At 65.5% G+C, this 5,409-nt stretch carries 5 protein-coding genes; all 5 read right to left on the bottom strand.

Features of this window, described 5'->3' with window-relative positions; translation table 11 throughout:
- Window positions 1-131: 131 nt before the first annotated feature.
- The gene (gene cydX / locus B4E36_RS06850) at window positions 132-257 is read right to left on the bottom strand and encodes a cytochrome bd-I oxidase subunit CydX (protein ID WP_018065131.1); all 126 of its coding nucleotides are present in this window, start codon (window positions 255-257) and stop codon (window positions 132-134) included.
- A 52-nt stretch (window positions 258-309) separates the two neighbouring features.
- Complete coding sequence (cydB, locus tag B4E36_RS06845; RefSeq protein ID WP_292054234.1) at window positions 310-1,464, bottom strand: cytochrome d ubiquinol oxidase subunit II; 1,155 nt, start codon at window positions 1,462-1,464, stop codon at window positions 310-312.
- Window positions 1,465-1,470: 6 nt separating this feature from the next.
- Window positions 1,471-3,063, bottom strand: coding sequence for a cytochrome ubiquinol oxidase subunit I (locus tag B4E36_RS06840; protein WP_345900162.1), 1,593 nt, complete (start codon window positions 3,061-3,063; stop codon window positions 1,471-1,473).
- A gap of 85 nt (window positions 3,064-3,148) precedes the next feature.
- Entirely contained in the window at window positions 3,149-4,849 is a 1,701-nt protein-coding gene (cydC, locus tag B4E36_RS06835) for a thiol reductant ABC exporter subunit CydC (RefSeq protein WP_292054238.1), read from the bottom strand.
- Window positions 4,846-5,409: ATP-binding cassette domain-containing protein (locus B4E36_RS06830; RefSeq protein WP_345900161.1), on the bottom strand; the 564-nt coding region annotated here is incomplete at its 5' end. The genes B4E36_RS06830 and cydC, both read right to left, overlap by 4 nt.

The following is a 5,409-nucleotide window of genomic DNA, read 5'->3' as shown; positions in this document are numbered from 1 at the left end:
ACCCCTCTCTGCCCCTGTCGGGGCATCTCTCCCTCAAGGGGGGAGATTGTTTGGTGGTTGACGAGATTCTTCCCCAAAAACAAAACGGCCCGCATTGCTGCGAGCCGTTTGTCACACGCAGGCGCGGCAGGTCAGATGCCGCTGCCCTTGTTCTCGCGCTCCCTGGCGCGGTCGTCCATCAGTTCGTACCACATGGCGTTCAGCACCGCGAAGAGCGCTGCGAGCGGCAGACCGAGGATCCAGGCGAAGTACCACATAGAATTCTCCTTTCGTGAAAGGGGGGCGGGCCCTCAGGCCCGCCGGCTTTTCTCAGTAGGCGTGCTTGTCCGAGTTGGTGACGTCCGCGTCGGTCACCTTGCCCCACATGATGTGGTAGACCCACGAGGTGTAGGCGAGGATCAGCGGCACGAAGATCAGCGCGCAGACCAGCATGATGAACAGCGTCAGGTGGCTCGACGATGAATCCCATGCCGTCAGGCTGGCGCCGGGCTGTTCCGACGACGGCAGGATGAACGGGAACATCGCAACGCCGGGGGTCGCGACCACGCCGAAGACCGAAGCCGACGAAGACAGCATGGCAAGCGCCGGCCGGTTGCCGCGGAGCCCGATGAACGCGCCGATCGCGCCGAGGAAGCCGAGCGCGGGCGCCAGCATCATCCACGGATAACGGCCGTAATTGACGAACCATGCGCCCTGCGAGCGGGCAACATCGTTCATCAGCGGGTTCGACGGGCCGGCCGCATCGACGGCGCCGGTGAAGGCGTAGCCGTCAATGCCGTAATAGAGCCAGACGCCGGCGAGCGCGAACAGCACGATCAGGGCAACCGCCGAGATCGACCCGAAGCCGCGGGCGCGGTCGTTGACCGGGCCTTCGGTCTTGGTCGTCAGGTAAGCCGCGCCGTGCATGACCAGCATGGCGACGCAAACCAGACCGGTCAGCAGCGCGTAGGGGTTCAGCAGGCCAAAGAACGAGCCGTCATAGAAGATGCGAAGGTCGTTATCGAGCCGGAAGGGAACGCCCTGCAGCACGTTGCCGAGCGCCACGCCGAAGATCAGCGTCGGCACGAAGCCGCCGATGAACAGCAGCCAGTCCCAGGTATTGCGCCAGGTGGCGCTTTCGCGCTTGGAGCGGTACTTGAAGCCGACCGGGCGCAGGATGAGCGCGAACAGGATCGCAAACATCGCCAGATAGAAGCCCGAGAACGATACGGCGTAGATGGCCGGCCACGCCGCGAAGATCGCGCCGCCGCCGAGGATGAGCCACACCTGGTTGCCTTCCCAGACCGGGCCGACCGTGTTGACCACGACGCGGCGTTCGGTGTCGTTCTTGGCGACGAAGGGAAGCAGGGTGGCGGTTCCGAGATCGAAACCGTCCATCACGGCGAAGCCGATCAGCAGAACGCCGAGCAGCAACCACCAGATGACGCGGAGGACTTCGTAAGAGATAAGATCGTGTAGTACCATGATGTTTTACTCCGCAGGTGCCATGGTGCCCTGAACCCGGCGAGCGCCGAGAACCGGCATGTCGGGTCCGTTGTCCGGCTGCGGTCCCTTGCGGATCGCGGCGAGCATCAGGCCCATTTCGACGATGAACAGCACCGTATAGATTCCGACAAAGCCGATGATCGTGAGCAGCACCGTACTCGCGCCGAGGCTCGAGACTGCGAGCGCCGTCGGCAGGATGCCCTCGATGATCCATGGTTGGCGGCCGAGTTCCGCGACGATCCAGCCGCATTCGGCGGCAATCCACGGCAGCGGAATGATCCAGACCGCGAGGTGCAGCAGCCAGCGATGGCTGTCCAGCCTGCGACGGGTCGACAGGTAGAAGAACACACCCATGACGGCAATGAACAGGAAGCCGGCGCCGACCATGATGCGGAACGACCAGAACAGCGGACCGACCGGGGGAACCAGGCTGTTTGCGGCCTGTTCGATCTGGGCGGGCGTTGCGTCTGCCGGATCATCCACGAACGGCTTCAGGAGATAGGCGTAACCGAGGTCGTTGCCGTATTCCTCCATGAGAGCCTGGTCGGCCGGGTCCGGCGTGCCGGTGCCCATATTCGCGCGCATGTTCTGCAACGCGGTATAGGCCTGGATGCCGTTTTCGATCTTGGTCTTGCCGTTTTCGACCAGCTCGTTGATGCCCTCGATCGGGGTATCGAGCGAGCGGGTGCCGATCAGGCCCATGACCCACGGGATCTTCACCGCATAATGGGTCTCGCGGTTTTCGGTATCGGGAATGCCGAACAGCGTGAACGAGGCAGGCGCCGGTTCCGTTTCCCACATGGATTCGATCGCGGCGAGCTTCATCTTCTGGTGTTCGGTCGTCAGATACCCGCTTTCGTCACCCAGCACGACCACCGAAAGGGCGGCAGCAAGGCCGAAGGAACAGGCAACCGTCATCGAACGCTTGGCAAGCTCCACATGGCGGCCCTTCAGCACATACCATGCGCCGACGCCGAGCACGAAGACCGAGGCCGTGACATAGCCGGCCGAAACCGTATGCACGAACTTCGCCTGCGCGACCGGGTTGGTCAGAACCTCGAAGAAGTTGGTGACCTCCATGCGCATCGTGACCGGATTGAAAGCCGAGCCGACCGGGTTCTGCATCCAGCCATTGGCGATCAGGATCCACAGCGCCGAAAGGTTCGAGCCGATGGCGACGCACCAGGTGATGATCAGGTGCGCTACCCGCGACATGCGGTCCCAGCCGAAGAAGAACAGGCCTACGAAGGTGGCTTCCAGGAAGAAGGCCATCAGCCCCTCGATCGCCAGAGGCGCGCCGAAGATGTCGCCGACATAGTGGCTGTAATAGCTCCAGTTCATGCCGAACTGGAATTCCATCACGATGCCGGTGGAAACGCCGATGGCGAAGTTGATACCGAACAGCGTCCCCCAGAATTTGGTCATTTGCCGCCATATCTTGCGGCCGGTCATGACGTAGGTCGTTTCCATGATCGCGATGATCATGGAAAGGCCCAGCGTCAACGGCACAAACAGAAAGTGATAGAGCGCCGTCATAGCGAATTGCAGGCGCGATAGCGCCACGATGTCCAGTTCCATTGCGTCTCTCCCGCGTTCAAACCGGGTCTCAGTTTCATCGGCCGCCGTTTGAACGGCAGGCCGCATTATTATTGGAGGCCGGGTTTCAGTCCGGTCTCAGTGCGGCAAGCGCTCCGGCAAAGCCGGGCTCGCCTCTTCTGTAGGCGGAAACGATCCGCCCCGAATTGATCATGATCAGTCGATCGGCAATTTCTGCCTCCCGACGGATATGGGTCGCGATCAGCAAACTACGGTGTTTTCCGGCGCGCGCTTTGATCTTTGTCATGACGTCGCGCGCTGTCTTGCCATCGAGACCCTCGCTCGGCTCGTCGAGCAGCCATACCGGCGTATCGCGCAGCACCAGCCGGGCGAGCGCCAGCCGCCGGGCCTGTCCGCCCGAAAGCCCGAGGCCCTGTTCGCCGAGCTCGGTATCGAGACCGTGGGGCAGGCCGCGCACGGTGTCGCCGAGGCCGGCGGCGTCGAGCGCCTCCATCAGCCGTTCATCGCCGGCGGCGGGGAAGGCGAGCTTCAGGTTGGCGCGCAGCGTATCCTGGAACAGCTCTGTGCGCTGGGTCAACAGCGTGGCCGGCAGGGCGGCGATGGTGCCGGCGTCCGGCGCGACTTCGCCGGCGATCAGCGCCATGATCGAGGATTTTCCGGCCCCGCTCGCGCCTATCAGCGCCACCCTTTCGCCTTCCGCGATCGTCAGCGTCAGGCCGGAAATGGCCGCGGCACCGCGTCCGGGATAGCGCAGGCGGACATTGTCGAACGCCACCGCGATGCCGGCATCCGGCGCGGCGTGAACGGCGCTGGCGGCGGGTTCCGCTTCCAGTCGGGGCGAGAGCCTGCGCGCGGCCAGCAGCGTGCGGCCAAGCTCCATCGCGCCGCGCCTGAGCGCCGCGAACGGTTCCAGTGCTGCAAAGGCGATGAGGAGTGCCAGGGCGGCAAGCGGCGCGGTGATCTGCCCGGCCTCGGCGAGGGCAGCGCCGGAAAGCAGCACGCCGGCGAGAATCAGGGCGGTGACCATATCGAAGCCGAAACCGGTATTGCTGTCGATCCGGTTGAGCGCCAGATCGGCGGCATATTCCCTGCTGTCGGCGTTTTCCACCCTTCCGCGCTGGGCATCGAGCCGGCCGGCAAGGGCCAGTTCGCTCTGGCCGGCAACCATGTCCACGGCGCGGGCGCGCAGCGCCTCCTGGGCATGCGCCCGGCGGCGGGCGGGCTTTTCGGCCGCGCGCGCGGCCAGCGCCGGCAGGGCAAGGCCCGGCAGCACGATCGCCGCGCCGACGGCCAGCGCCAGCGGCCACGACAGAATGCCGAGCGCGATGATGGCGGCGAGCCCGGCGATGACCGCGACAGCGCCCGGCACCAGCACCCTCAGATAAAGCGAATCGAGCGCGTCGACATCGGCCGTCAGCCGGAACAGCAGGCGCGCGGGGCGGAGCGCCAGCGCGCGGGCAGCACCCGGCGCCGCAAAGCCCCGGAACAGTTTGACGCGCAGGCCCGCCAGCACCCGCAGCGTCGCATCATGGGTCTGCAGCCGTTCGAAATAGCGCCCGGCGGTGCGCGAAAGGGCGAGAAAGCGGATCGCGGCCGACGGTGCGAAGACATCAAAGGCAAGCGCCGTCGCCATGCTCAGCCCTGCGATCGCGGTGGCGGTCACGAACCAGCCGGAGACGCCCAGCAGCGCAATGCCGGCGAGCACGGTAAAGGCGGAAAGCGCCGCACCCGCGACAAGCCCGCCGCGCCGCTCGCGCCAGAACAGGCGGATGATCGGGCCAAGGGCCGCAAAGCCTCGTGTTTTCATAGCCCGTTCTCCCTGAAGCTCTCGGCCCTGAAATCCTCTGCAAGGTGCACGACGCGGTCCATCCGCGCGGCCAGTACCGGATCGTGGGTCGCGACGATCAGCGTGCGGCCGGCGGCTAGCGTCAGCAGCGCTTCGGTGATTTCGGCGGCGGTGTGGTGATCGAGATGGGCGGTTGGCTCGTCGGCGAGGATGAGGCCTGCGCCCCGGGTCGCGGCGGCGCGCGCCAGCGTCAGACGGAGGCCCTCGCCACCGGAAAGCCCGGCGCCGTTTTCGCCGATCATGGCGTTGCCATGGGCCTCGGCGACGGTGTCGAGCGCGGATAGCTTCAGCGCTGCGGCGATATCGTCGCGGCTGATATCCTCGCGGCTGAGGCGGATATTTGAGGCGATCGAACCGGCGAAGAGATGCGGGTCCTGGCCGATCCAGGCGATCTTTCTGCGCAGCCTGTCGGCGGTGTCGTCGGCAAGCGTCAGGTCATCGATGACGATGCGGCCGTGGCGGGCCTCGGCCAGCCCTGCGATGAGCGCAAGCAGCGTCGACTTGCCGCTGCCCGAGGGGCC

It is taken from the genome of Martelella sp. UBA3392 (assembly GCF_002358775.1).
In the GTDB taxonomy this organism is placed as follows: Bacteria; Pseudomonadota; Alphaproteobacteria; order Rhizobiales; family Rhizobiaceae; genus Martelella; species Martelella mediterranea.
The sequence above is the reverse complement of the archived record's forward strand: the minus strand, read 5'-3'. Positions and strand labels throughout refer to the sequence as shown.